Annotated in this window: 21 protein-coding genes; 10 read left to right on the top strand and 11 right to left on the bottom strand. The window is 46.4% G+C overall.

What is annotated here, in order from left to right:
* Window positions 1-490: hypothetical protein (locus LRP50_RS15930; RefSeq protein ID WP_274165447.1), on the top strand; the 490-nt coding region annotated here is incomplete at its 5' end.
* A gap of 351 nt (window positions 491-841) precedes the next feature.
* Here LRP50_RS15930 and LRP50_RS15925 read toward each other — a convergent pair.
* Both LRP50_RS15925 and yccS read right to left on the bottom strand, forming a co-directional pair.
* Window positions 842-1,126 (bottom strand): hypothetical protein, encoded by a 285-nt coding sequence (locus LRP50_RS15925; protein ID WP_274165446.1) that lies wholly within the window; start codon window positions 1,124-1,126, stop codon window positions 842-844.
* A gap of 24 nt (window positions 1,127-1,150) precedes the next feature.
* The gene (gene yccS / locus LRP50_RS15920; RefSeq protein ID WP_274165445.1) at window positions 1,151-3,325 is read right to left on the bottom strand and encodes a YccS family putative transporter; all 2,175 of its coding nucleotides are present in this window, start codon (window positions 3,323-3,325) and stop codon (window positions 1,151-1,153) included.
* 198 nt (window positions 3,326-3,523) lie between these two features.
* Here yccS and helD point away from each other — a divergent pair, with 198 nt between their 5' ends.
* On the top strand, window positions 3,524-5,611 hold the full coding sequence (gene helD, locus LRP50_RS15915) for a DNA helicase IV (protein WP_274165444.1): 2,088 nt from the start codon (window positions 3,524-3,526) through the stop codon (window positions 5,609-5,611).
* A 72-nt stretch (window positions 5,612-5,683) separates the two neighbouring features.
* On the opposite strand, the gene LRP50_RS15910 is transcribed toward helD, so the two are convergent.
* The gene (locus tag LRP50_RS15910; RefSeq protein WP_274165443.1) at window positions 5,684-7,135 is read right to left on the bottom strand and encodes an HD-GYP domain-containing protein; all 1,452 of its coding nucleotides are present in this window, start codon (window positions 7,133-7,135) and stop codon (window positions 5,684-5,686) included.
* 28 nt (window positions 7,136-7,163) lie between these two features.
* A complete protein-coding gene (locus LRP50_RS15905; RefSeq protein WP_274165442.1) occupies window positions 7,164-7,601 on the bottom strand; it encodes a hypothetical protein in 438 nt (145 codons plus the stop codon).
* 463 nt (window positions 7,602-8,064) lie between these two features.
* Between LRP50_RS15905 and LRP50_RS15900 the strand changes: the two genes are divergently transcribed.
* From LRP50_RS15900 to LRP50_RS15890, 3 genes are all read left to right on the top strand, one after another.
* Window positions 8,065-8,814 (top strand): flagellar brake protein, encoded by a 750-nt coding sequence (locus tag LRP50_RS15900; RefSeq protein ID WP_274165441.1) that lies wholly within the window; start codon window positions 8,065-8,067, stop codon window positions 8,812-8,814.
* A 204-nt stretch (window positions 8,815-9,018) separates the two neighbouring features.
* Entirely contained in the window at window positions 9,019-9,639 is a 621-nt protein-coding gene (locus tag LRP50_RS15895) for a chemotaxis protein (protein ID WP_274165440.1), read from the top strand.
* Between the two features lie 51 nt (window positions 9,640-9,690).
* Window positions 9,691-10,425: an oxygen-binding di-iron domain-containing protein gene (locus LRP50_RS15890; RefSeq protein ID WP_274165439.1), complete on the top strand. Its 735-nt coding sequence runs from the start codon at window positions 9,691-9,693 to the stop codon at window positions 10,423-10,425.
* Between the two features lie 104 nt (window positions 10,426-10,529).
* On the opposite strand, the gene LRP50_RS15885 is transcribed toward LRP50_RS15890, so the two are convergent.
* The gene (locus LRP50_RS15885) at window positions 10,530-10,940 is read right to left on the bottom strand and encodes a BLUF domain-containing protein (RefSeq protein ID WP_274165438.1); all 411 of its coding nucleotides are present in this window, start codon (window positions 10,938-10,940) and stop codon (window positions 10,530-10,532) included.
* A 46-nt stretch (window positions 10,941-10,986) separates the two neighbouring features.
* Window positions 10,987-12,714 (bottom strand): VRR-NUC domain-containing protein, encoded by a 1,728-nt coding sequence (locus tag LRP50_RS15880; RefSeq protein ID WP_274165437.1) that lies wholly within the window; start codon window positions 12,712-12,714, stop codon window positions 10,987-10,989.
* A gap of 72 nt (window positions 12,715-12,786) precedes the next feature.
* Here LRP50_RS15880 and LRP50_RS15875 point away from each other — a divergent pair, with 72 nt between their 5' ends.
* The 3 genes from LRP50_RS15875 (at window position 12,787) to LRP50_RS15865 (ending at window position 18,128) form a co-directional block, all read left to right on the top strand.
* Window positions 12,787-14,244, top strand: a complete 1,458-nt coding sequence (locus LRP50_RS15875; protein WP_274165436.1) for a bifunctional NUDIX hydrolase/phosphatase PAP2 family protein — start codon at window positions 12,787-12,789, stop codon at window positions 14,242-14,244.
* A gap of 238 nt (window positions 14,245-14,482) precedes the next feature.
* The gene (gene ydiJ / locus LRP50_RS15870) at window positions 14,483-17,536 is read left to right on the top strand and encodes a D-2-hydroxyglutarate dehydrogenase YdiJ (protein WP_274165452.1); all 3,054 of its coding nucleotides are present in this window, start codon (window positions 14,483-14,485) and stop codon (window positions 17,534-17,536) included.
* A gap of 178 nt (window positions 17,537-17,714) precedes the next feature.
* On the top strand, window positions 17,715-18,128 hold the full coding sequence (locus tag LRP50_RS15865) for a VOC family protein (RefSeq protein WP_274165435.1): 414 nt from the start codon (window positions 17,715-17,717) through the stop codon (window positions 18,126-18,128).
* A gap of 182 nt (window positions 18,129-18,310) precedes the next feature.
* Here LRP50_RS15865 and aqpZ read toward each other — a convergent pair whose 3' ends face one another.
* The gene (aqpZ, locus tag LRP50_RS15860; RefSeq protein ID WP_420791230.1) at window positions 18,311-19,000 is read right to left on the bottom strand and encodes an aquaporin Z; all 690 of its coding nucleotides are present in this window, start codon (window positions 18,998-19,000) and stop codon (window positions 18,311-18,313) included.
* A gap of 300 nt (window positions 19,001-19,300) precedes the next feature.
* Between aqpZ and LRP50_RS15855 the strand changes: the two genes are divergently transcribed.
* A complete protein-coding gene (locus LRP50_RS15855; protein ID WP_274165433.1) occupies window positions 19,301-19,456 on the top strand; it encodes a hypothetical protein in 156 nt (51 codons plus the stop codon).
* Between the two features lie 57 nt (window positions 19,457-19,513).
* Here the strand turns inward: LRP50_RS15855 and LRP50_RS15850 are convergent, their stop codons facing one another.
* The 4 genes from LRP50_RS15850 to LRP50_RS15835 all read right to left on the bottom strand — a co-directional run bounded on the left by LRP50_RS15850 (window position 19,514) and on the right by LRP50_RS15835 (window position 24,642).
* Window positions 19,514-21,874 (bottom strand): YgiQ family radical SAM protein, encoded by a 2,361-nt coding sequence (locus LRP50_RS15850; RefSeq protein WP_274165432.1) that lies wholly within the window; start codon window positions 21,872-21,874, stop codon window positions 19,514-19,516.
* A gap of 133 nt (window positions 21,875-22,007) precedes the next feature.
* Window positions 22,008-22,994, bottom strand: a complete 987-nt coding sequence (locus LRP50_RS15845) for a DUF2860 domain-containing protein (RefSeq protein WP_274165431.1) — start codon at window positions 22,992-22,994, stop codon at window positions 22,008-22,010.
* A 183-nt stretch (window positions 22,995-23,177) separates the two neighbouring features.
* Window positions 23,178-23,759 carry a DUF6942 family protein gene (locus LRP50_RS15840; protein ID WP_274165430.1) on the bottom strand — a complete coding sequence of 194 codons (582 nt, stop codon included), beginning with the start codon at window positions 23,757-23,759 and terminating at the stop codon, window positions 23,178-23,180.
* 13 nt (window positions 23,760-23,772) lie between these two features.
* Window positions 23,773-24,642, bottom strand: a complete 870-nt coding sequence (locus LRP50_RS15835; RefSeq protein ID WP_274165429.1) for a LysR family transcriptional regulator — start codon at window positions 24,640-24,642, stop codon at window positions 23,773-23,775.
* Window positions 24,643-25,061: 419 nt separating this feature from the next.
* Here LRP50_RS15835 and LRP50_RS15830 point away from each other — a divergent pair, with 419 nt between their 5' ends.
* Window positions 25,062-26,264: an MFS transporter gene (locus LRP50_RS15830; protein WP_274165428.1), complete on the top strand. Its 1,203-nt coding sequence runs from the start codon at window positions 25,062-25,064 to the stop codon at window positions 26,262-26,264.
* Window positions 26,265-26,276: the final 12 nt, after the last annotated feature.

The raw sequence follows: 26,276 nt of genomic DNA, 5'->3' as shown, positions 1-26,276 counted from the left end.
CCAGCTTTTTGGTGCCGACAAAACAAATGAAAAAGTTGTAGCAGGTCTCATCGACTCCGCTAGTTTGGCTGCGGTTGCTATCGGATACTTAATTCTCCATGTCCTCGTTAGTTCACCTATACAAGCGTACAAAAATTATAAAAAACTTGGCTTTTGGGATGGGAACACATTTCACTATTATGATGAAGTTCTTGTCTACACTGGTGTAATCCACCCTAAAGGGCAGAACTTAGTCAATATCACCTTCCCTAGGGAATGTAAAAACGCATTGGTATCAACCAAAACTACTATTAATGGAGCGCATGAGAGAGTTAAAGCGGGTTTCACTATCATGCAACAAAAAGAAGGTGTGTGGCTGATACCAATGCAAAACGGTATATCGTCAACTTCAATACGCTTAAGCAAGAGAGAACAAGTATTGGTTACTGAATCTGTATCAGGAACTATACCAACTAGGGTGAAAGTTCTACTTGAGTCTTGGGAGCTTTAAGCAATGCGGAAAGAAATACCTAACAGTGTATTAGACCCAAAAATGGTGTGTTTAAACACGCCATTTAGTCCAAAAACAACAAACTGCTATTTTACCACCATGCGTAACATTCTGTTTTATAAAACTAAGATCCGACCTGCAAAAATCACGTTGTTAAAATGTGACAAATCGGTGAGATTGAAGATTATGCACCGTCACCATCAGGCCTTAGTGTCATAACCAGTGCTTTAATTACTACAGATACGCTATCGGTCATTAGCTTAGATATGGGAAATTTAGTGGCGCGGAATTTTGATGAGCTTTTACTCTAAGTGACTTTGGGGCAAAAACACGCCAACAAAGCGCGGCATGTTAGTCCTCGCTTTGTTGGGTGAATCCGTGTTTCTCGAAGCAGGCGGCGGCTGCTTTTAAATCATCGAGAGCGGCTTCAATATCGCCGTCATTAAGGTTGGCAATATGATGAGCGGCTTGGTTAATGCCGCAATTGTCAGAAATGACATCAATCACATCATCGGGAACCACTTCGCCTTGTTGGTTTAGCCAGACAATGCTGGGAAAGGGGTCTGCATTATGGCTGTCGTTGGCGTGCGCATTGAATGCAAAAAGCAATGCGAGAACCATTGGGATTTTCATCATGCCTTTCTATACCTTCTATACCTTCTATGCTTTTGAGCTCTTGAGTGCTTTTTGTGCCAACACATCCGTTAGTTGGTGCATTTCAGGCATGATTCGGTGAATCAAATGAAGTTGCTGCAATACCATTCGGGCAGAGCTGCTTTCTTCTTCACGCCATCTTTCTAAATGCTTGCCCAATGCATCATCTAAGCAAGGCGTTTGAGTCTCTGAATTGCCAGAAAGAGTGGTGATCAAGCAATCCAATTCTGCATGAATGCCCCGGTGCGCTTTGGATACCAGTTCATGAATGCTGTCATCATCCATTTGCATACGGTGTGCGCCAAGCGTTGATATATAGCTCAACATGGCATGATTCAAACAAAGAAAGCGAAAGCTCTCATCAATCGCAGTGCGGTATCGCCCTGGTTCGGCGAGCATGTTACTGATAGCAGTGGTCAGTTGCGCGTCTTGGTTGTGCGCTTCTCGACGTGCAACGCGATAAGCCATTGTGTCTCGTTTACCGATGCGATATTGACCGATGATTTGTGCAAGATAGTCGCGGTTTGCTGCTACGGAATCTTTCATGATCCCCCGCAAGCGGTGAGCCTGCCAATCTGGCAATACAAAACGTACAGCGGCGACGGCGAGTAAGCAGCCGATCAAGGTATCTCCTAATCGCGGTAACATCACGGCATAGCCTTCACCAAGTTGGTTGAAACACATCAACACCAATAAAGTGATAAAGGCTGTCGCGGCGGCGTAGTGCGTGGTTCTAAAGGCGAAAAACAACACGCCAAATAGCACCATTAAGACGAGTTGCCCGGTTAAATCAGGGAAGAGGGTAAGCAATGGCAGGCCAACAAGCAAACCAATCAGTGTGCCTGATATCCTTTCAGTCAGTTTGCTTCGGGTAGCGGAATAGTTGACTTGGCAAACGAACAATGTGGTGAGCAATATCCAATAACCACGTGTGAGATCAAACGCTTGAATGATACCGTAGCCAGCACCTAGCGCTAAACTCAAACGCACCGCGTGACGGAATAGCAAGGATTTTGGCGTCATCTGTGCCCATACGCGAACACACTTTTCCTTGAAGCCGTGGGCATTTGAATCGGGGATTTCTTTGTCTTCATCGTTGATCGTGGCATCAGGGTTGCTGATGTTTGATAACTGGCGCTCGACCGTGGCGAGGTTATTGAAGAGGAAATCGAGTTGCCCCAGCAGTAAATTCCATTCAGGGTTGTTTTCCGCTTTGATGTACATCAGCGATTCATGCAATTCATCCAGTGCTTTAACGCTCTCTTCACCATGACGGTAGGGGCGAGATAGGGTTAAGCAATGAGATACCTCCAAGCATGCCTTGGACTGCAAGTGCAGTAAACGTTGAAGGCGGAACATGACATCACTATGGAAAAACACTTCTGCTAAATCTTGGTAGCGAGAGTGGGACGAATTTGCGCGTTCATGGATATCTTGAGCGAGAAAGTAAATCTTGAGCAGTTGGCGTGTGTTGCTGTTGACGCGTCCACGACGCATTCGATTCATGAGCGCGTTTTTTGCCCCGTTCAACGCATTAACGACTTTGATGTTTTCATTCGCATCTCTCAGGCGTAAAGGCTGAGGGTTGATGTTTCGGCTGGGGTGGAACATCTCAGATTTTTGGTCGAGGTACTGGGACAAAGTGTTAAACACCAAGGCGATGCTTTGTTGTACCGGCTGTAACGGCCAAAGAAGCAGCCATACTAATGAAATACATCCATACCAAGCCGCACCCGCGATAAGCAGAGAAGGCTGATACCACAAAGATACAGAATCTTGCGCCCCGAGCATGGTGTAGATGGCGGTTAAAACGGATGCAAACGCAATGCTGGTATACCGCGGGCCAATAGCCCCTAGCATGATGAAGCTGAAGGTGGAAACAACCATTCCAGAGACGAATAAAAGGGGATACTCAAACAGTATTTCGACAGAAAAGGTGGTGATGGCGAAACAGAACAACGTGGTAAGCAGTGCAGAGAATCGACCGGAGAAATTATCATCTGTTTCTGCCAGTGCCGAAGCAATAATGCCTAGAACAAGCGGTGTGATGGCCTCTGACGCGCCGTACCACCAACAAGGGATCGCAACGCCGACCAGAGCAATAAATACTCTCACGCTATAATTGATGCGACTGTTGGCCCAGTATTCACGGAATGTTAGCGAAGTGCGTTTTGAAATCATGAGAACGAAACTGGAGGAAGAATGGGAGTAAGATAGCAGATTGGCGTCTTCATCCAAGGGATGAGATCAAAATCAATGTATTTTTCCCTTTCATAAGATCATTTTGTTGTATTTCATTCACCTAGTCCCAGCTATACAGTGAGAAGGGAGCGATAAATTGTTATTATCGTCTTGTTATTCCTATGATAGAAACCGTTCATGAAATTGTCTGCCAGTAAGCTTGCTCAATGGTGTGTACAGGGCGATCACTACAGCATCGCATTGTGTGATAACCACCTTATCTTTGAGTCAAAACAGCTCACAGAAACCGTTCCTTTTGCAATTTGGGATGGTCAATGCAGGCTTTCCCGTGGCCTGCTCTGGGGCAAAGTCACCTTCATTGTTTCCCCTTCGGATCAACCGGCGCGTTCCATCTCAGTGTATGGTCTTCCTTGGCAAGATTTAACGGCGTTTGTGAGTAGAATCACTGACGCTTACCAGTTGTGGCTGGGTAAACAGCAAAATCGTTTCATGTTGGTGGAGCATGAGTTGATCGCACTACGCGATGAGATTGGTGCCCATAAAGGCTATCTACGTGATGCCGACCTGCGACAGTGGATGAACAAGGCAAATAAGCAGATTGAGGAGTTGGGCGTTCACCCTCAGGTGGCGGCGTTAGCAAACCCTGAGCTTTATCAGTCGCTTTTTGTCTGGCTGCAAAACGGAAGCGCGATGCGGGATGCGCGTAATGTCCGATGGAAGAAAAACGAACTTACGCGATGGTCTCAGTGGTTCGATGGCATCGAGTCTTCACCACTGAATCTTTCGCAACGTCAGGCTGTTCTAATGGATGACAACCATAATTTGCTGCTTGCAGGCGCAGGGTCGGGTAAAACCAGTGTGTTGATGGCGCGTACTCAATATCTTGTCGCCAGTGAACAGGCAACGGCAGATCGCATTGTGATGTTGGCGTTTGGCAAAAAAGCCAGTGAAGAGATGTCCCAGCGACTGAACGCTGCGGGTTTGAAAGATGTACATGTAGCAACGTTCCACAGTTTTGCGACCCGAGTGATCAAAGAGATCACGGGAAGCGCACCTGTATTGTCACCGCTAGCGACCGATGAAGAAGCGAAACTGACGTGGATGACGTTGTGGTTAGCAGAAAATCTGTCACAACCCGCTGTTGAAAAACGTTGGTTGAAGCATCTCACTCAGTGGCAAATTTCAGGTTTGAGCAGTGAAAGAGCGCTGGCAGAGCAAGCGCACGAGCCTCGTCTTCATAAATGGTTATGGCGACAAGTTGATTTGCTGATCCAGCAAGACAAGTCACAATCGGCGTTTCGTGGCTTGGTGAAAGGGGATGCCCGTGCGGAAAGTGAATTCGCAATGGTGTGGCCGCTGATGCGAAGCTATCAACAACATCTGTCCCAAGCCAACGAGCATGATTTTAACAGCCTGATTAAGACAGCAACCAAACTGCTATCGAAAAAATCCAGTACATTTGCGGCGCAATATGACCACATTATGGTGGATGAATACCAAGATATTTCGCCATCAAGGATGGCAATGTTAGAAGCATTGTGTGGTGGTAAGCGAGAGCGTTCGCCTTCGTTATTTGCAGTAGGGGATGACTGGCAGGCCATTTATCGTTTTGCGGGGTCGGATGTGAGCTTAACGACTGACTTCTTAACGCGATTCTCTGCAGGTGTGATTGGATATTTGGATGTGACCTATCGTTTTCATTCTCAGATAGGTGCTGTTGCTAACCCGTTTATTCAAGTGAACCCCAAGCAAATCACCAAACCGCTCAATAGCCAAAAAGAACAGAAGAAAAAAGGCGTACACCTTTTAGCGTCGGAATCGATTGAAGAGACATTAGCCAAGTTGGCGAACACCGTGGGTGATCGCGACGTGTCACTTATGATGATTGGCCGTCAACATTCCTGTAAACCTGCCGATCTATCGTCGTGGCAAGCCCGTTGGCCTGCAATAAACATGACGTTTGTGACGGCTCACGCCAGTAAAGGCTTAGAGGCGGATTTCACGTTTATTCTTGATATGAATGAGGGTGTATTTCCCGCCAATAGCCACAATGAGGGGTTAGAGTTCGCACTATTGAGTGTTGATGGAGAGATGGTTCACGCAGAAGAACGGCGCTTGTTTTATGTGGCTCTCACGCGTGCCAAACAAGAGTGCTGGATTTTCTGCCAACCAGAAAAAGCCTCTGAGTTTGTAAAGGAGCTTTGGCAAGGCGACTATCCAGTAACGGTAAAACTGCCCAAAAAAGCCCTTCATTCGTCGTTGTGATGGCGGGATGCTTCCTATCGCGATCAGACAATAATCAGACAATAGTTGATCGGCGTGGCTGGAACTGTCAGATTAGGCTGCATGCGTGTCTTTATCGCTGTATTGCGCCGCAATATCAATAAACTGGTGTTCACACATAAGAAACGCGTCAACGATGGCGGGATCAAAGTGGGTGCCATTGCCCTGCAAAATGATGGCTTTTGCTTTTTCGTGACTAAATGCGGGTTTGTAAACTCGTTTTGAAATCAACGCATCGTAGACGTCTGCAAGGGCCATTAAGCGCCCTGACAGCGGGATTTTTTCGCCAGCTAACCCTAGCGGGTAACCCGATCCATCCCACTTTTCATGGTGCGTTGCCGCGATTTCTTTGGCGAAGCGCAAGAAAGCAATGCCATCAACGCTTTGTTCTGTCATGGACAAGGCATCAGCCCCTAACTGGGCGTGGGTTTTCATGATCATAAACTCTTCATCCGTCAGTTTGCCCGGCTTGAGTAGAATTGCGTCAGGGATACCTACTTTGCCAACATCATGAAGTGGGGCGGATTTGTAGAGTAGATCAATCGTTTCGTTGCTGAGGTACGCCGCATATTTGCTTTGTCTACGCAGCGTGTAGGCGAGTGCTCGCACATAGTTCTGTGTGCGAAGAATATGCGCCCCTGTTTCGTTATCCCTCACTTCCGCTAGCGTTGAAAGTCCGATGATGGTCGCATCCCGTGTTCTATTAATTTCGTCATAACTGGCATGAAGGTCGCCCAACATCTTGTTGGTGTAGTAAGCAATAATACCCAATTCACCAACATGATTTGACGGAAGCGTTTGATCTAATTGACCGTGAGAGGCGAGGACCATTACATGGGTTTGACGTTCCAATTGCTGGTGGATTAAATCCGCCCCATTTTTTGAAATGATCGCGATATAACCAACGACGACCAATGCGACGAAGAAGAACTCCTTAAGAATGCTATCAATATCGGCAATCGCTGGCTTGTGTTCAGTATGCTCGACTAACCAAAGCAAATCTTTGGTGACGACTAAGCCCAAAAGTACCGTTACCATAACAACCAGAAACATCGCCCCCAAGCCAATCTGTCCTGCCAGTGGTGTGCATTTTTCGGGAGCATCTTGAGATAGATTTGGTGACTCAAAAAGGTGGCGAGCGTTATCTATAGCCAAATCAAGACTGATGACAATGCCCAGCAATGTCACGCCAAACATCACCTTCAGATTACTGTCTAGCGGAAAGTCATAAAGGACTCCGTACCACGTGGCAAAGCCTATTCCTGTGACAGCAAAAACGGTGACATTAGCCGGTAGGCTGGCTTCTCCATGATAAATAGTGCGTAAAATCAATCGTACAAAGAAGAGTGCAATAAACACTGTCGCAGTTTGGATAAGTAAGACCGTGGTGGGAAGAGAGTCAATGAAGGGGCAAACTTTTGAGCCATATAGGGTGAAAATAATAACCGCGACGACATAGTGAATGATGGCTCGTTTTGGAGATTGTACCCGTGCTCTTTCTGTCATGTTGTCTTTCTCTATTGGGTCAAAGTGTTTAGTTTGTTTGGCCAGCGCTTACGCCACATTGCATTAGTGTTTTGTTGGCGATGAGTTCGGTCACCAACACATGAAAATAGAAAGGAGCATCGCCAGAACGTATTTTTTGCTCGGGTTCGGTCAGTGCGTTTTTCGTTAGCGAACCAAATTTTTTGAAGACGATGGAGGACGACTCTCCCGTTATCGCCATGCCGAGTTTCGCGCAAGTAGTGAGGTTGTTCATTAAGGACATGTGCATGCCATTTTCATCAGTGTCACTGACTCCCAACACGGCAAAATAGTCATTGTTACGCAGCCAGATTTCCCCATTTTCAATGATCTGCTTTTCCCCTGTACCTATGCTCGCCCACGGTCTTTCGAAACCCAGCGCTTTGAGTGCTTTCTTGATGTTCTCTGTCGGTGGATAGCTTTTTCCTTCCGAGGAATGTGCTGACACGGAGTAAACCGCGAAAGTGATCATTGACCCGAAGAGGAGAAGAGCGGGCGCAAAACGCCACAAGCCGCGTTTAACCACAGGCACCACGTTTATCTAAGAATGTTCTCTAAGTGTAGACGGATGAATGTATTTATCGATAAATCCCGAGTTTGAAATTTCCGTTCATCTAATGACTCACATCACAGAATCCATGTTTCTTGATGGCTGGATTTATGCTGAACAAGAGAGCGAAGGATATAACTCAATAAAATACAAGGTAGTAGAGCGTGATTTTCGAATAGGCGCAGTTAACTAGTTTGTTGAATTTACGTGATCTTTTGCCTATATATTAATGATAGGAAAAAGAAATGTTAGTCATGGGATATGCGAGGGACTTGTCAATATTTCTTACATTGACCGATTAAGCATGTAAATAAAACTGAAATTATGCATTAGAAATATGTATTTCCGGCGAGGGATAGCAATGAATACAAACTCGGCACCAGCGAAAAGTCCGCCGGCAAAACCAAAAGAACGTGTGATTATGGGCCTTCAGGCCATGGATTTTATCCAGCACGGCACTGAAGCGTCATTGGAAATAGTAACGCCCCTAGGACAAAAACTTGATTTCAAATCCAATTTTATTGGGTTTGATGATCAACAACATATTTTCTTTACGATGCCAAAGCTGAGTAAACGACAGTATGAAGAGTTTTTTATGGAAGGCTTTAACGTTGATATTGAAGGCATTTCTGAGCAAGGAGAGGGGGCTTTAATACGCTTTCGAACGCGGATCGCGCATGTGGTTTTACGTCCTATTCAAGTGTTGGTTTTCCCCGTTCCTCAGCAAGCTAAGCTTGTTTTGCTACGAAACGAAGTGAGATATGACTTGCGTCTACCTGGCGATATTCAACTGTCGAACAGAAAGCTGGGTGTGATTTTGACTGATGTGTCTTCAGGTGGGTGTGGCTATAGCTACGAGGCTATTTCGCCAGAATTTGATGTCGACCAAAAGATTGTGCTGGAAGTGGTTAACAAAGCCAATGGAGATACTTATGCACTGAGTGGCTCTGTGAAAAATGGTCGTAAAAAGCGAGGGAAGCAAACCTATGGGATGGTATTTGATGAACCCGGAAAGGCTAACTGCCGTCGCTTACTCTCAACCTTGATTTATGATGGGACAAAATATGTATTTAGAAATCCCAAAAAAGAAGCTGGGCCCGGTGGAGGCTAAGTTCTAGCGACACGACGTTTCGCAAAAGATATAAACGACAAAAGCACCGATGAAAATCGGTGCTTTTGTCTGTTGTTAAGTTTCTTAGTCATCGGTTGTGAATAGTTGCGTTAAATCAAATAATTAACAAAAAATGTCTTATTTCTGATTATATGGGAAATCTTGTCTAAACTTAGCGGATAGCGTTATAAATCAGAGTTTTTCATGAATGACCTGAATGTTGATAATCACTTTGTAACGGCTGCCGTAGTTGCCGCAGAATTGTACAAAGCGAGAGAGATAGCCAATGACATTTCATTGACGGCGAGCAATGCCCGTGCGTTGGCGTTACGAGCAGGTCAAGGCGCGGCTGGCTTTCGCGCCATAACAGATTTCATTGATCAGCTAGCCGATACCACAGTTAAAACGTCAGACATCATCAATTTTAGGGCAGTGACAATCAGCCGCTTAGCGACCAATATCGTTCGAAGTGAACGAACGATAGCGCGTTTTAAACAAGCAGCGAAAGCCAGTCACGATGCTCGGTTTGTGCAAAGTATTATTGATCCCATCGTGCACATGAAAAATGAACACGCCATAGTGCTTCGACAATTTCACCGCGAAGTCGCGCAACTCAGTGAGCTTCTGGAAAACCTCGCGAGAGAAATAAAAACGGCATCCGTTTTGTCTGCGATGTCTCGCGTGGAAGCGTCACAGTCAGGGAAAAAGTTTGAAGAAGGACTAAATGTGGTGGCAGATAATGTATCGACCGCTGCTGAGCGTATTCAAGTGCACATTTCGCTCTCTCAGTCACTGTGTCGTGAATTGTCGGACGACTATTACTGAGATTAATTGCATTTATTAGGAACGGCTCTACTGCCTCGGAGATAGGCTTTAATGATTACAAAAGAAATCTATTCTGGTGAAACGCATCAATGGTTTATGTTTGGTCGAGATCCCTCTAAACCTGAAAAAATCATTGATACAAACCAGTACATGATTCGTACCCCTAAAAGTGCTTTGTTGATGGACCCCGGCGGGATTGAAATATTCTCAGCGATGTTGGCATCAGTGGTTAAGCAAGTACCTATCACGCAAATTACTCATTTATTTGCTTCTCACCAAGACCCTGACATTATTTCGTCGTTGGGGCTTTGGGACACGGCATTGCAAGACGCAAAGCTTCATGCTCCTTGGTTGTGGGAAGGCTTTATACGTCACTTCGGGATGGAAAATATCGAATATGCACCGATTGCAGATGAAGGGGGAAGCCTGGTCTTAAATGGGGTGGAAGTGCGTTTTATTCCAGCTCATTACCTTCATGCATCTGGTAATTATCATGTTTATGATCCCGTGGCTAAGATCCTTATGAGTGGGGATGTTGGGGCGGCGTTGGAAGCCGACGACTCACCGTTAGAGGTGGAAGATTTCGAAGAACATATCCCGAAAATGCAGGGTTTTCATCAGCGTTGGATGCCGTCGAACGAAGCAAAGAATGACTGGGTGAAGCGTGTAAGAATGCTAGATATAGAGATGATGTGCCCGCAGCATGGGCGAGTCTTTACTGGGGATAATGTGGGCAAATTTTTGGATTGGTTTGAAAAGCTTGACGTAGGTGTGGCTATCAAATAGGTCAATCCTTTAGGTTTAGGTTTAGGTTTAGGTTTAGGTTTAGGTTTAGGCTTCTGCATTCATTCAGTTTGCTGACAAAAATAGAGCGCCATTGGCGCTCTTTTCTATTCTCTGAAGACTAGCAATAGATTGAGTGCTTCACCGGGGTCAATTTGGTGATTGATGTCATCGGAAAAAAACTGATTAAAGCCAGCGAGTCTTGGGTCATTATTATTTATATGATGAAACCCCATACTCCAGTTTTTGAATTGTCGCTCTGTGATGCTTTTTCGCATGAGTTCTACGATGGAATAGTGCCGATGGTCTTTACATATCACCTCAAAAAGTGGGTAAATCACGTCTTCTTCACCTTCCATGACTTGTATAAAGTCGCCGTCTTTGTAAAGAAGCATACCAGTAATACCGCGTTTTTCGTTGTTCTTGCGTATTGAAGCGAGCATGTTCGCGAGTTCTAGTTCGCTAAAAGGGTGCTCAGCGCTACTGATATAGACAAGTTGCCTTAATGTGTCACTCATTATTTACCCTGTTACCGTGTTCGACTTTTCTTACTATAAGTATGTATTAAGTCGCAGTATTTGCACGATAACTTGATGAATTTACGTAGAGAACTGAACTTTCTATTTGTTGTTGGTTCAAGAAGTTAAGCCAGCGGACTTGGTGGTGCTGTAGCTTGTCACCAGGGCCTTTGATTTCAACGAACTGGCACTGTTTCTCCTTAACCATAAATAAATCGGGATGTCCTGCTCGGTTGGATTTGGGGTCAAAGAGAATGCGTTCTACACAGCGGATGATCTGTGTCGTGGTGAATGTGGAGCATATTGCTTCTACCAATGATCTATCGACGAGATGCCATTGTACCCAATCGTTGGTGATACCTATTTTTTCGTCGTATACCTTGAGCAACGAATAGTGGCCTTGTTGTAGCTCAAGGAAGCGGCTCTCTATCAGCGAATGTCTATTTAAGCCAAATTCTGGGGAATACATGTCTCTCGGTGAGCGCTGAAAAGGGTGCATAAATGCCCCTTTAATAGGGGCAAATATTATGTCCCAGAGTAGAAGTCCAAATACTGCGTTCAGTACGGCATTTTCACAAAACCAGACATTCCATCCTTGTGCTTCAAAGGCCAATGCGGCAACCCGTTCGACTCGCTGATCGATATCCATTGAGGCCATATTCGTAGCAAATTCTTGAGGTGGAACGGCGGTATTCTCCGAAAGAAGAGGGGGCAATAACACGCTGGTCTTCGGGGCTTTCTTGACAATTTGCCGAGCGAGTCGTTGAGCCACCTCCTTTTCATCTTCAGTGATGGGTGAGCGCAGCATCGCTTCTATCCAATTACATGCACCGTTAAGGTCACTTTGCTTGAGCGCGATGCGTGCAAGCCGCTCACGAGCGGGGGGCAAGTTGGATTGTGCAAACAGGGTTGCTGCAGTTTTTAGATCGTCCACACGTTCAGCATCTCTTGCCAGTTGGTTCGCTAAACGATCCCACTTTCTGCTCAAAGGAGACCATGAAGGTTTGGGCGGCAACGCATTGAGCATGGAAAGTGAAGACTTAACCTCTTTATTTTCAGTGAGTTTGAATAAATCATCGCTTAGTGTTGAAAAAATTAACCAATCTTGCACTTGGTCTCTGGAGTTAAACAGTCTGTCTCGATAAAGAAGTGATACCCTTTCGAACCGATAAATACCTAAGTCGCTTAAAACAAACTGGCTAAGGTCTTGTCGTGAGTTACCAAAATATAACAAGAGAAACACAGGCAGTACGTCATGCGATATGCATAGGCAGTCTGATGTCATTGGCGGGATCTCTTTCCCTTCTAGTAACACCACAATTTCATCTATGAGGTCAGCTTTCTTGGCCGAGGGTTTGAGTGCGTTTGATGCGTGCTCTGCAATGGATGAAAAGTGCTTGATGAGTTCAGGTTTTGTCATGAGGTCAACAGCCACGAGCACTGGCGGTGTTCGTGTTACCGATATCATGTTCTGCTCGACAAGCTCTTGAATGGCTTCGTCAATATCGGAGATTTCATCGTAATGAAGCTTGTCACGACGAAACCAGTTTCCTTTGCGTGAAAGCAGTCGCACCGTCAGCAACTTTGCGTTTGTCGCGAGGGCAGAAAAAGAAGCTAGCCATTCTTTTTCTGTGTTAGTCAGCAGGTCTTCATAGCGATGCGTCACGATATCTACGATGGATAAAAAGTTGTCGAGATAGTACCGCTCAGGCAAAACCTCAGTAGGGCGTTTTTCCGAATTGTCCTGATGTATAACGAGGTTTTCACGTTTCATAATTTGTATTTTTTGATTTTGCTTGGCTCAGTATGGCAGGCGTCATTTTGTTTTGATAGAGGTTCTCGGCTCGTGAATATTGTTCGCTTAATAGTAGTGTCAGTTTTCTTTTTGGCATTTAACGTGTTTGCTCAGGCGTCAGGGAATGCAATCAATAGCACCTTGCCTATCAAAGCGGCGGACTGTTTGATCGTTGATGAGGCGGGCAATATCTTGATGGTTCAAGAAGTCATCAGCGGTAAGTTCTCCATTCCGGGTGGCGCCATCATTGATGATGAATCGCCGGCAATGGCCGCCATCAGAGAAGTCTATGAAGAAACAGGATTTCATATCTCGGTCGGAGATATGATTGCTCGAACGTATAATTCAGCGATTTTTTCGTGTCAGATAAAAACGCCAACGCCCTATTTCGTCGATGAAACAGGCAAACGCGTTGTCATGGGGTGGTCGGCACCGCACTTTGGCAAAGAAGTGAAGCGAGTTCTCCTGTTGCCTAATACGGCGCGTATGCGAAATAACTACCGATTCCCAGAACACAAATGGATGTTCCCTAAGTGGGTGCCAGAGGTGCCAGCGAGTGATTTCGTATTATCCCCCGGCGAAGAGAAAGGATTAACGCCTTTTTACCGGAGCCAGTTAAATGCGCTTCAAGCATTGCACAGTGCGAGCGTTTCAAGCCGAGGCTTCATATACACCAGTAACACATTGATTGCTTTTGGGAGTCTATTTACGCCACTTTTCTTCGTGTTGTCTTTGGCGTTTATTCGTGCTTTTCACGGGCACCGTGCGTTGCTAATTTATGGCGCAGGTTTGCTTGGGGTGTCGTTTTTCTCATTGTTACTGAGTACGGTTATTGAGTTGCCTAGACCGTATTTCATCGACCCTGTATTTGGGGAGCAAGATACCATTGGGTACACACTACCGAGTATGACCTTAGCGCTGACAGCCTTTATGTTTTGTTGGTTTGTACTAAGTTGGGATAAAGAAAAACAACCGAAAGGCAGAAAGCGATTGGCACTGCTGGGCATTGTTGTCGTTATGCTAGTCAGTGGGAAATCGCTTCTTCAAGGCGAACATTTTCCTTCCGATCTTTTTGTCGGTGTGTTGATCGGTGTGGCGGCAAGCTTTGCACTGCGGCGTGCGAAAGATTTACGCTTTTCCAATCGAAACCGCGTGCTGATATCGGCGAGATTTTGGCTGCTGGCATTTGTGTTTAACGCAGTGATTGGTCTTTGGATTCATAAGCCACAAATTATCTATCTCTCAGCGATCTGCTTGGGGACGTATTGCTCCTTATTGTGCTTAAAGATATACCCGATCTATGTGTCTGCTGTTCGGCGTCCGGCGAAAGTGACATTTTTCGCTTTGGCGACGGTGGGTATTTTGTTATTGGTAACAAGTAATCTGTACGTGACTGGCAAGTATGCGATTAATCAAATTGTTGTCGCTATGAATTGTGGAACAGCTTGGGCAATTGCCGTGTTGTTGCTGGTTGTCACACCGAGAGTGTTTCTTCGGTTGATGCGCTAATCAAATTGTTTATACATTGCGTTATACATTGTTTTATACGTTGTGAATAAGATGAACGAAAAAGCGGTTGGGTATGCACGGGTAACTTGTGTGTTTTCAGCCGCTTTTCGCTATTGATGAGCATCATTTCCACTTTGATGCACCTCACACCTGAGGTAAAGTGTGTGGCATTGAATTCAACGTAATTTGCCAGAAGCCGTATGGAATAACGGTGAGTATACTGGCCTCAGGGAGCATGATGTTACCAGCACTTACCCATCAGCACACACTTGAACCTGTTGTTGGACGCTATCTGGATGCGCTCAAAAGCAATGGTTTTCAAGGTGATGTAGAAACATTCTACGCAAGCCGACTTGCCGTCGCGACGGATAACTCTGTCTATCAACTCTTGCCACAAGCCGTGGTTTTCCCAACTTCAATCCAAGATCTGTCGATGATTGGCTCTTTATGCCAACAATCAGAATTCAGTGATATTCGTTTTTCAGCGCGAGGGGGCGGTACAGGCACTAATGGGCAATCGTTGACCCAGCACATCGTTGTTGATATGTCTCGTCACATGCGCAATATCCTTGAAGTGAACGCGGAGGAAGGCTGGGTTCGTGTTCAAGCCGGTGTGGTGAAAGATGCGCTGAATGACGCACTGAGACCTCACGGTTTTTTCTTCTCGCCTGATCTCTCAACCAGTAACCGCGCGACGATCGGCGGTATGGTTAACACCGATGCGTCAGGTCAAGGGTCGTTACGTTATGGCAAAACCTCGGATCATGTTCTTGGTCTTACTGCGGTCATGGCAGATGGCTCTTTGCTGGATACTGACACGCTATCAATGGATGAAATTGCAGCCAATCCACGCCAAGATTTTGCGGGAAATGCACTGCGAACCGCTGCGGATATTTGCCGTTCAAAACGCGCAGAAATAGACGCTAAGTTCCCACCATTGAACCGCTTTTTGACAGGCTATGATCTCAAAAATGCCTATCAACCAGAGTCGGACACCTTCAACATGGCTCGTTTGCTGTGTGGCGCCGAAGGTTCGCTGGCATTTATTGCTGAAGCTAAACTCAACATTACCCCAATCCCGAAAGCGCGTACTTTAGTCAATGTAAAGTACGACAGCTTTGATTCGGCACTGCGCAGTGCGCCAGTGATGGTCGAAGCGAAAGCCCTGTCTGTTGAAACTGTTGACTCACGGGTATTGAACCTTGCTCGGGAAGATATTGTTTGGAATACGGTCAAGGACCTTCTGACCGATGTACCAGGCAAAGTGATGCAAGGCATCAATGTGGTGGAGTTTGCGGGTAACGACATTGACGAAGTGAACGGGCAGGTCTCGGCATTGATAGCGCGTTTGGACGTGTTAGTTGAAGCTGGCGATCAGGGTGTGATTGGGTATCAAGTCTGTGATGATCTCCCGTCAATTAACCGAATTTACAACATGCGTAAAAAAGCGGTGGGTTTACTAGGTGCGACCAAAGGCGCAGCCAAACCTATCGCATTTGCTGAAGACACCTGTGTGCCGCCTGAAAACTTGGCAGACTACATTGTGGAGTTTCGCGCCTTGCTCGATAGCCACAAGCTAGATTATGGCATGTTTGGTCACGTTGATGCGGGCGTACTTCATGTCCGTCCCGCCCTTGATATGTGTGACCCTGAACAAGAACGTTTAATGAAAACAATCTCCGATCAGGTAGTCGCGCTGGTGGCGAAATATGGCGGCTTGATGTGGGGCGAACACGGTAAGGGCTTCCGCTCAGAATATGGGCCTGATTTCTTTGGCGATGAATTGTTTAACGAACTGCGTAAGGTCAAAGCTGCGTTTGATCCTGATAACCGGATGAACCCGGGCAAAATCTGTACGCCGTTTGATAGTGAAGAAACGCTGGTAAAAGTGGACGGAGCGAAACGCGGTACATTGGATCGCCAAATTCCGGTTGTAACACGTGACAGTTTCCGTCAGGCGATGGAATGTAATGGTAACGGGCTTTGCTTCAACTACGACACCAGTTCTCCGATGTGTCCGTCGATGAAAATCACTTATGACCGCCGCCACTCTCCAAAAGGTCGTGCCGGTATTGTGCGCGAATGGTTGCGTTTACTTGCCGAACAGGGCGTTGATCCACTGGTACTTGAAAAAGACCTCAATGAAAAAACGCCGTCAGTACGTCAGATTGTTGCGCGCTTTAAAAACACATGGCTTGCAAAGAAAGATGACTATGATTTCTCACATGAAGTGATGGAAGCCATGAATGGATGTTTGGCATGTAAAGCATGTGCCACTCAGTGTCCTATCAAAGTCGATGTCCCTAGCTTCCGTTCTCGCTTTATCAACTTGTACTACAGCCGCTATCAGCGACCAGCTAAAGATTACTTAGTTGCGAACATTGAATCTATGCTGCCGTGGATGGCGAAAGCGCCTGTTATCGTTAACACCTTTACCCAACCAAAGTGGGCACAGGCTGCGACCAAGAAAGCGATAGGGTATGTTGATGCGCCTGCGTTGTCGGTTCCGACTCTGATGGAGTCTCTTGATGGTCATCATGCTGTTAACTTCGATTTGCAATGGCTCAAGGCGCTGAGTGTTGAAGAACGCTCGCGTTATGTATTGATTGTTCAAGATCCCTTCACCAGCTTTTACGAAGCCGATGTGGTGAGTGACTTAGTACGCCTAGTCGAAAAATTAGGTAAGAAGCCGATGTTGTTGCCATTTAAGCCAAATGGTAAGGCTCAGCACATTAAAGGGTTTTTGAAGAAGTTTGCTAAAACCTCGGCAAATACGTCAGAGTTTCTTAACCAAGTCGCTGACCTGTCTATTCCAATGGTGGGTGTCGACCCCGCGCTAGTGCTTTGCTATCGCGATGAATACAACGAGATCCTCGGTGACAAGCGCGGTGATTTTACGGTGTTAACTGCGCACGAATGGCTCTTGGATGAAATTCAAGATCTACCCGCAAAAGACAACGTCGATACCGACGCTTGGTATCTCTTTGCGCATTGCACAGAAAAAACCAAGTTGCCGAATGCGGAAGCTGAGTGGGGACGTATCTTTGCGCACTTTGGTGGAAAACTGGAAGCCGTTCCTGTTGGCTGTTGTGGAATGGCGGGTACATACGGTCATGAGTCAGACAAACTCGAGAACTCGAAAGGTATCTACGGCCTAAGCTGGAAACCGCAACTTGAATCTTTGCCGAAATCTCGTTGTATGGCGACAGGCTATTCATGCCGTAGTCAGGTGAAACGCTTTGAACATAAGAAGCTGTTCCATCCTGTGCAGGTATTGCTGAGGATGGCGTAAACCTTGGTGCGAATGTCTGAAAAAGGGCGTTTACAAACGTGATGAAAGGGAGCGATAAGCTCCCTTTTTGCTCACTAGATAGATATGAATGTGAGTGCTGTCTTAATAGTTAGCCGAGACTAAATGAGCCAACTGTTAGTCTTACCCATAACGATTTCGTTATTGGTGAGGAGTTGTTATGAATATGCTTCAGCCACATATCACGTTTCATGGAGTATGCAGAGATGCTTTGCTCTTCTATCAAACAGCCTTGGGAGGTAAGGTTAACACCGTCACCACTTTCAATGATTCGCCTGTTGAATTTCCTTCCCATATCCTTGATCGAGTGATGCATGCAGAATTTGTTTCTCCAGAGGTCAGTTTTCTTGCATCCGATGGGCTTGATGACTCATTAGCCCAAGGCTCTGGCGATGTGGCATTTCACGTCTCGTTCAGTGAAGAACGCCGCCAAAGTGAGGTGTTTATAGCGCTGTCGGATAGGGGGCAAGTCATCATGCCATTGGACTATACGTTTTGGGGAGTGAAGTTCGGCATCGTTACTGACCAGTTTGGTATCCGCTGGATGCTTAGTTGCTCGGCACAGGACAATTGAACGGTCGCTGATTTTAAGCTTAAGGATTTAATGAACGAGAATTGTAAGCTAAGGATGATTGTAAACAACAGAGTGTTAGCCCCACATACCCACAAAAAGCCCCAGTCCTTTGCAAAGACTGGGGCTTTTATCGTTTTAGCGTTGAACCATAACTAGCCTCAAACGCTGAAACACGACAGGATTTATTCCTCGTTAGGGCTAAGCCAGCGGTAAGTCACACCCGCAATAAAGGCGCCAATAAGCGGGGCTACCCAGAACATCCAAAGTTGCTCAATCGCCCAATCACCGACAATCAGTGCTGGCCCAGTGCTTCGCGCTGGGTTAACCGAGGTGTTTGTAATAGGAATACTGATTAAGTGAATCAATGTAAGCGACAAGCCGATTGCCAACCCAGCAAAGCCAGGGCTAGCAAGTTTATGGGTAGCACCCATGATGACAATCAAGAACATAAAGGTCATGACAACTTCAGTCAGGAAGCCAGAAAGCATGTCATAGCCACCCGGAGAGTGATCACCATAGCCGTTTGAAGCCAATCCGCCTGCGAGATCAAATCCGGGTTGTCCGCTGGCAATGATGTACACAGTGAAAGCACCGAGTATGGCTCCTAAAACTTGAGCAACAATATAGGGGAGGAGATCACTCGTTGGGAAGCGGCCACCGGCCCATAAACCTACTGAGACTGCGGGGTTTAAATGACATCCTGAAATATGGCCAATGGCGTAAGCCATGGTGACGACCGTTAGGCCAAATGCGAGTGCAACACCTAAGAATCCGATGCCCAATTCTGGAAAGGCTGCGGCAAATACTGCGCTACCACACCCACCAAGTACGAGCCAAAAAGTGCCGATGAACTCAGCGGTAAGTTTTTTCAACATATTATAACCTTCTATTACAAAAAGTTTTTGGAGCGAGGGAATCCCTTGTTCAGAAAGTCTAGTAGAGCTTTCACCCGTCGAGGTAAATAAATCTAGCGAACTATACTGATTGATTAGTAAATACTATTCTTTCGTATGGGCGTGCCATCAAATGGTAGTAATGACTTACCACATGCTTTATGTGTCACAACTGAGTGTGGGTATCGCAGAGCGACAGTCGCTTGATCCATTCGTCGCTGTCTAGACGTATATGTGTTAACGTTGAAAAATCATAGAGTTGGCTAACGAGGCTATAAAATGATTAAAATTGCGGTGATTGTTGGACTGATCATTGTTGGTTTATTGGCTGCCAAATTTCTTGATGAAAACGCACAGAAGAAAGTATTGATTGGGCTGTGTGTGGTCGCGGCGCTTGCGTCCTTGGGACTGGTGATTTCTGAATTGATGCGATGAACATTGTGTGTGCAAAAAAGTAAAAAGCGAACCTTTCGGTTCGCTTTTTTGGTTTTGTTAGCGTGCTGCAGGGCGATTTCGGTTACCGGAAGGACGGTTTTTGTTTGCGTTCGGCTTCGAGGCTCCAGGCTTAGAAGCTGTTGGTCTAGAAGCACCAGGTTTAGAACCAGTCGGCTTGGCGCCTTGGGCTCTTGTTCCTGGCTTAGAACCGTTCGCACCTTGAGGCTTTGGCTTACCTGTCACCGGTCGCTTCTGACCATTCGACGCAGATTGACCTTTGGCCCCTCTACCTTGGCCCTGAGGCTTACGGATGTCAGGTTGATTCGGATGCTTGGTTGCAAAGCTCTTCTTACCTGAACGGTTTGAGTTACGACGCATCAACGCGGCTGCTTCTGCTTCGCTGCCTTCTCGTGGGATCAAACAGTCAGCACGATCACCAATCAAATGGCGTTTGCCCATGCTGATCAACGCTTCGCGAATCATCGGCCAGTTGGCTGGATCGTGGTAGCGTAGTAGTGCTTTGTGCAAACGACGCTGAAGCTCACCTTTGGCAACGAACAGCTCCTCACGTTTCTTGTACTTCACGCGTTTTAGCGGGTTCGTCTCAGAGTGATACATTGATGTGGCATTACACATCGGCGACGGATAGAAGTTCTGAACCTGATCACACTGGAAGTCGTTCTCTTTGAGCCATAGTGCCAAATTCAGCATGTCATCATCAGTACAGCCAGGGTGTGCTGCAATGAAGTACGGGATCAAATACTGCTTCTTACCTGCTTCTTTCGAATATTTTTCGAAGAGTGCTTTAAAGCGGTCGTATGTACCCATGCCCGGTTTCATCATCAGATCCAGCGTACCTTTTTCGGTATGCTCAGGTGCAATCTTCAGGTAGCCGCCAACATGGTGTGTGACCAATTCTTTCACGTACTCAGGGGATTCAATCGCAAGGTCATAACGCACACCTGATGCGATAACGACTTTCTTCACACCCGGCAACTCACGTGCAGAACGGTAAAGATCGACAGTGTGCTTATGGTCCGTGTTCAATTTTTCACAGATTTTCGGGAACACACAAGATGGTCGACGGCAGTTTTGCTCGGCGCGAGGATCTGAACAACCAAGGCGATACATGTTTGCCGTTGGGCCACCGAGGTCTGAAATCACGCCTGTAAAGCCCGGTACTTTTTCGCGAATATCTTCAATCTCGTTCAGGATAGATTCCTGAGAACGGTTTTGAATGATGCGTCCTTCGTGCTCGGTGATCGAACAGAATGAACAGCCACCAAAACAGCCACGCATAATGTTGACTGAGGTTTTGATCATCTCGTACGCGGGGATTTTTGCATCACCATATTTCGGGTGAGGCACGCGTGCGAAAGGCAGGCCAAACACATAGTCCATTTCCTCAGTGGTCAGAGGAATAGGCGGGGTGTTAACCCAAAGCTCACGTTCGCCGTGTTTTTGGACGAGTGCGCGAGCCGAGTAAGGGTTGGCTTCCAAATGCATGACGCGACTTGCGTGTGCGTAAAGCACTCGGTCGTTGACCAGTTTCTCGAAAGAAGGCAAGCGAACATAGCTGTTTTCAGCATCATGGCGCGGAGGGCGAACCATGATAGGTTTCGCTTCAGCTTCTTTTTTGGTCTCTGTCTCGCAGGCCGTTTCTGTGGCATATGGGTTCGGCATGACCATCGACTTGCCCGGTTTGTCGATGCGTGAGCTATCAACTTCCGTCATGTCCTCTGGCGCTTTTTTCAACATCACGGCAGTACCAGCGATGCGATTCATGGTTGCAACGCTTTCGCCTTTAGCAAAGCGGTGGGCAACTTCAACCAAAGCACGTTCAGCATTACCGAACAGAAGGATGTCGGCTTTCGCATCGCACAGAACAGAGCGACGTACTTTATCTGACCAATAGTCATAATGTGATAAGCGGCGAAGACTGGCTTCAATACCACCTAGCACAATGGGTGTTTCTTTATAGGCTTCTTTACAACGTTGAGTATAAATCAACACTGCTCGGTCAGGACGCATTCCACCTTTGTTATCAGGCGTATAGGCGTCATCGTGACGAATTTTTTTGTCTGCGGTATAGCGGTTGATCATGGAGTCCATGTTACCCGCAGTAATACCGAAGAAGAGGTTTGGCTGACCTAGCGCCATAAACGCTTTTTTGTCTTGCCAATCTGGCTGCGCAATGATCCCGACGCGGAAACCCTGAGCTTCTAATGTACGACCAATAACGGCCATACCAAAGCTTGGGTGATCGACATAGGCATCGCCTGTAACAATAATAATGTCACAGCTGTCCCAACCTAGCTGATCCATTTCTTCTCTGCTGGTTGGCAGAAAAGGTGAAGTGTCATAACACTCAGCCCAATATTTAGGGTATTCGAAGATGGGAGTGACGGAATTGCGCATTTCTTAACCTCTTTTTCGCAAGGCGGCAATTATAGCGGCTTGTAGAGAGGAGAGCCAGAAGGTTTAAACCCGCAGTTTTGCAGGGTTTTTGACAGGATTGGGCTGCACTACCTGAAAATGCAGCCCATTTGATTCAGAATTTGTAGCTTACACCCAGCGAAAATAGGTATTGGCTTGCGTTGTAAAAGTCGATATTTGAGTCGATGTTGCTATAACCTGCCAGTGAAATGAATGACAAAGAATCCAGACCAAAAATCTCGCCATATTCATAGGCAAGGAAAGCACCATATTCTTTATCTTCTCGTGTAGCTTCGAAAACAGGATGTATCGCGTCGTAATCACGTACGTGATATTTACCCGTTAACACAATTTTATTTCTGCCGGCAAAGCTGAAATAAGAAAGCTCCCCACCAATGGATTGGTATGACATGGCATCGCCATCGGCATCATGGTTGATGTAGACCACGGCAGGCGCGACCCCTAGACCGCGACCTAGAAATTGACGATAGCTGGCCTTGGTATAAAAGCTATCCCCCTCGCGTGCAAGCTGGTTTTGTTCGGTTGGTGAAAAGCTGCTCGTGCCACTTTGTTCATTGTCGATTTCGGTTTGTGCGTAAGCGAAATCCAGTGACAGGGGTGAACCGCCAATTCGACTAACTTGCAGGCGATATGCATTACCAGACTTGTCTGTTTCACTGCGGGCTGTATCGGTGAGGTAAGGATTTGCCCAAACTTCTTCTGAGACAACGGTGGGTAGATAAGCGGCGGTGACTTGCGTACCTGAAGCAAATTCATATTTATAGCCGATTTCCAGTGCAATCGTTCCCACTGCAATATCTTCTCGCGTCGTACCTGCGAAAACCTGATGGTTTAACCCTGCACCCCATGTGAAAGCCACACTACCCAGTGGACCAAAAATGCTATCGGTTTCCCTGTTACCGCTACGGTTTAACGGTGAGTTTTTTGTAGCTTCACCACCTGTAGAGAGGTTGGAATCTGTAGAAACAACCCCACCAATCAGTGAAATTTCGCCACTAATACCTCCGTGCTCGGCGAGCCCCGCATGGGCAAACATGGGCAGCAGAGCAAAGCCCATTAAGGCATGGTGTTTAATATTCATCGGTGCAATATCCTTTTGCGCGTGCGGTTGGCCTGCTTATGTACTGTTTCTATATAAGCGATAAGTTGAGTAGTGTTGCCATCTTAGCAAAGGCTGTGACAAGAAAAATAGTCATGTCAGCCTGAAATTAACAATTAGTGCCGTAGTGATAAATTACGGGTTAGTACGCCAAAAACGATCACTCTATTCAAGGTGATTTATAAAGTTATCGTGTTGTTGGTGCTCAAGTGATTGCATTAACCCGATGAGAACGTCGATTTTATTATTCGATAATTGGCGATAATCAAAATAGGGGCAAACGATGAGTGGCATCGTGGGGTGTTTGGCAAATTCATGGTCAAGCCAAACACATTCCGTTGCAATGCCTAATTGGTTGGCATGTGTTTTTCCTGCAATAAGGTGGATTTGGTGCTCGAAAGGTTGATGATTCTTGGTTGGCAGTTGCAGGTGATGGTGACCAAAACACAACCGGGTATTGGATGATACTTGTAGCAGTTCGTTGTCTCTGTACGCTTGCCATGTCTCAAACCCTTTTGGCCTTAGAGGTGAGTTTTCGGGTAAGGCATGAAGTAACTTTGCATACACGTTGAACACTTTGCGCCAGCCGTTTCCGCCTACCTCTCCAATGGCTTTGATCTCTTCAGATGAGAGTGGTGTATTGCTCCCATTTAGCGGCATGTCACCCCATAGCTTATCCAGCGGTGGTGCTTTTTCGACATAAACAATGATTGATGCGTTGGGAGAGCCCAAGGAAAATGAATGCACAGTTGTTTTCCTGTTATTTGTTTTGTTGGACAAAGTCGATGAATGCGCGGTCTGCCAGTGATAAGTAACCGTGTTTGCGCCATGCCATAGAAATATCTAGGGTCACGGGTTCGTCAAAGGGAATCGCAACGAGCCCAGGTTCGTGTTCAGTGACCAGTTCCAGCAAAGCGGTGATCGCAAAACCATGACGAACGATATTGAGGATCATTGCCAGCAAATTGGTTTCAAAAGAGAGGTGGGGGCTGATTTTGTGGGTGGCACAAATCTGGTCAATGAATTCGCGATGGAAATAGCCTTTTTTAAACATCACCAGTTCTTCATCAAAAAATGACTCGAAGCTAATCGAGCTTCTTGTTGCCAGTGGATGGTCCGTACTTGTAACAGCGACCATTTGCGATGTGATTAAATGAGACGTATCCAACGCTGCAGGCACATCTTTGCTGTGAATCACTCCGACATCGAGTTCTCCATCTAGCAGCATTTGGCGAATAGACTGAGTACCTGCCTCTACGACACTGAGCTTGAGGTCGGGGTATTGGCTCTTAAAGCCCATTAAAATAGAGGGGAAAAAGTAGGAACCCAACATACCTGGTACGCCGACACGAACTTCGCCTTTTTGCAAACCACGTAGCTCCGCCATTTCTGTGTTCGCATCTTCCATCATTTGTAAGATTCGATGTGCATGGGGCAGAAGAAGTTTGCCTTCATACGTGAGGTGAACTTGGCGTTCGTTGCGATCAAAAAGGTTTAGTCCAATGCTACTTTCGAGTTTTTTAATCGCGATGCTTAATGCAGGCTGCGCGATGTGCAATTTTCTTGCTGCGCGGGTGAAACTCATCTGTTCCGCGACACACGCGAAGTAGCGAAGTTGGCGAACATCCATGTGCAGTAGCCTTTAGGGGAAAATGTCTAAGCGATTTATGGGAGTTTGGGTATATACCCAAACAACCTGAAGATGCTCGATTTCAGAGGCCATCAGTGCGTTCAATTCAAGGCAAATTCTTGTAGAAATAGTCATTCTATCTCACAGGAATTTAACGATGAAGTGGACGCACTGAGGGCCTCCCTTCGGGCGAGTTTACTGACGCCATGCTCGGTGTTATCCCTTTTTAATGGAGATCGCTACATCGGCAAAGGGACGCCTTGATCATAACGCCAGTAAAACTCGCTGAATCCTGCATCTTCATGTTACTTGGGTATAAGTATAAACAAACGATCTTACTTCTATATATTTAATATACTTTATATATCACCAGTAGGTTGCTAATTTCAGAGTATATTTTGACATCCGTAATGTAGAGCATGATTGAATTACAGACTCCCGCTTATCGCAAAGCCGCATTTGCCCTGTCTTTTGGCTCCTTTTTGGTATTCTGCAACCTATACCTATTTCAGCCAATGCTGCCTATTTTTGCCGATAGCTTTCATGTAACTGCAACCAAAGCCAATTGGTTATTGGCATCTTCAACCTTGGGTCTGTCCCTGAGTTTATTGCCGTGGGCATTGCTGTCGGAAAAAGTTGGCCGTCGCCCCGTTATGTTTTCGAGCCTCTTACTTCTGCCTATCGTGGGAATTGCTTCATGGCATGTTGAAGCTTTTTGGGGGCTCGTGGCTTTGCGTGGGTTAATGGGCATCGCCTTGGCGGGTTATGCCGCTGTCGCTGTGGCGTATATGGCTGATGAATTTAGCCCGACAGCGCTGGTGGTAGCAGTTGGTGGGTACATCAGTGCAAATTCATTAGGGGGTATTTTTGGCAGACTGTTTGGCGGCGTGTTCTCAGATTTCTTGGGGTGGCAAGGCGCGGTGATGGCAATGGCAGTTGTCACTGCGATTGGTATTATCTTGGTGTTCTGGCTGCTACCGGCACAGCGCCGTTTTGTCTCATCTAAGACTTCTTTTCTTGCTCAAGCAAAAATGATTGGTATGCATATTCGCTCTCCCATACTTTGGGTCGCGATGATCATCGGTGGCGTCAACTTCGCGTTGTTCGTTAACATTTATTCGGTAACAACATTTAGGCTTCTGGAAGCGCCGTTTAACCTCCCAGTGGGGGTCGCCTCTGCTATTTTTGTATGCTATCTCGCGGGTACGTTAACGTCTCGTTTAAGTGGACGTTGGGCAAATAGATATTCTCCTGTGTCCGGCATGACGTTTGGCACAGTTGTCACGTTACTCGGTGTGCTGGTGGCAAGTGTAGAGACCGAAATAGCTGTTATTGTTGGGCTTCTGATTGTTGGAGGTGGCGCCTTTTTTACCCATTCATTGGCTTATGGATGGGTGAGTCGTCGCGCTGTTAGTGGCAAGGCGACAGCAACCGCATTGTATTTGGTTCACTATTATGTCGGTGGAAGTCTGGGCGGGTTCTATTTGATTGGCTGCTGGGAGTATGGTGGATGGTTTGCTGTGACACTCGGTGCCGTTTCATTGGCAGCGGTGAACCTGATTTTGATTCAATTCCTAGGTGTCATTGAAAAGAAAGCTATCACCCATAACGTTTGCTTGTAATGGGTGAATGGG

Origin of the sequence: Enterovibrio gelatinilyticus, assembly GCF_028683095.1 — a bacterium.
Lineage (GTDB): Bacteria > Pseudomonadota > Gammaproteobacteria > Enterobacterales > Vibrionaceae > Enterovibrio > Enterovibrio gelatinilyticus.
This window is presented reverse-complemented; position numbering and strand designations above follow the sequence as displayed.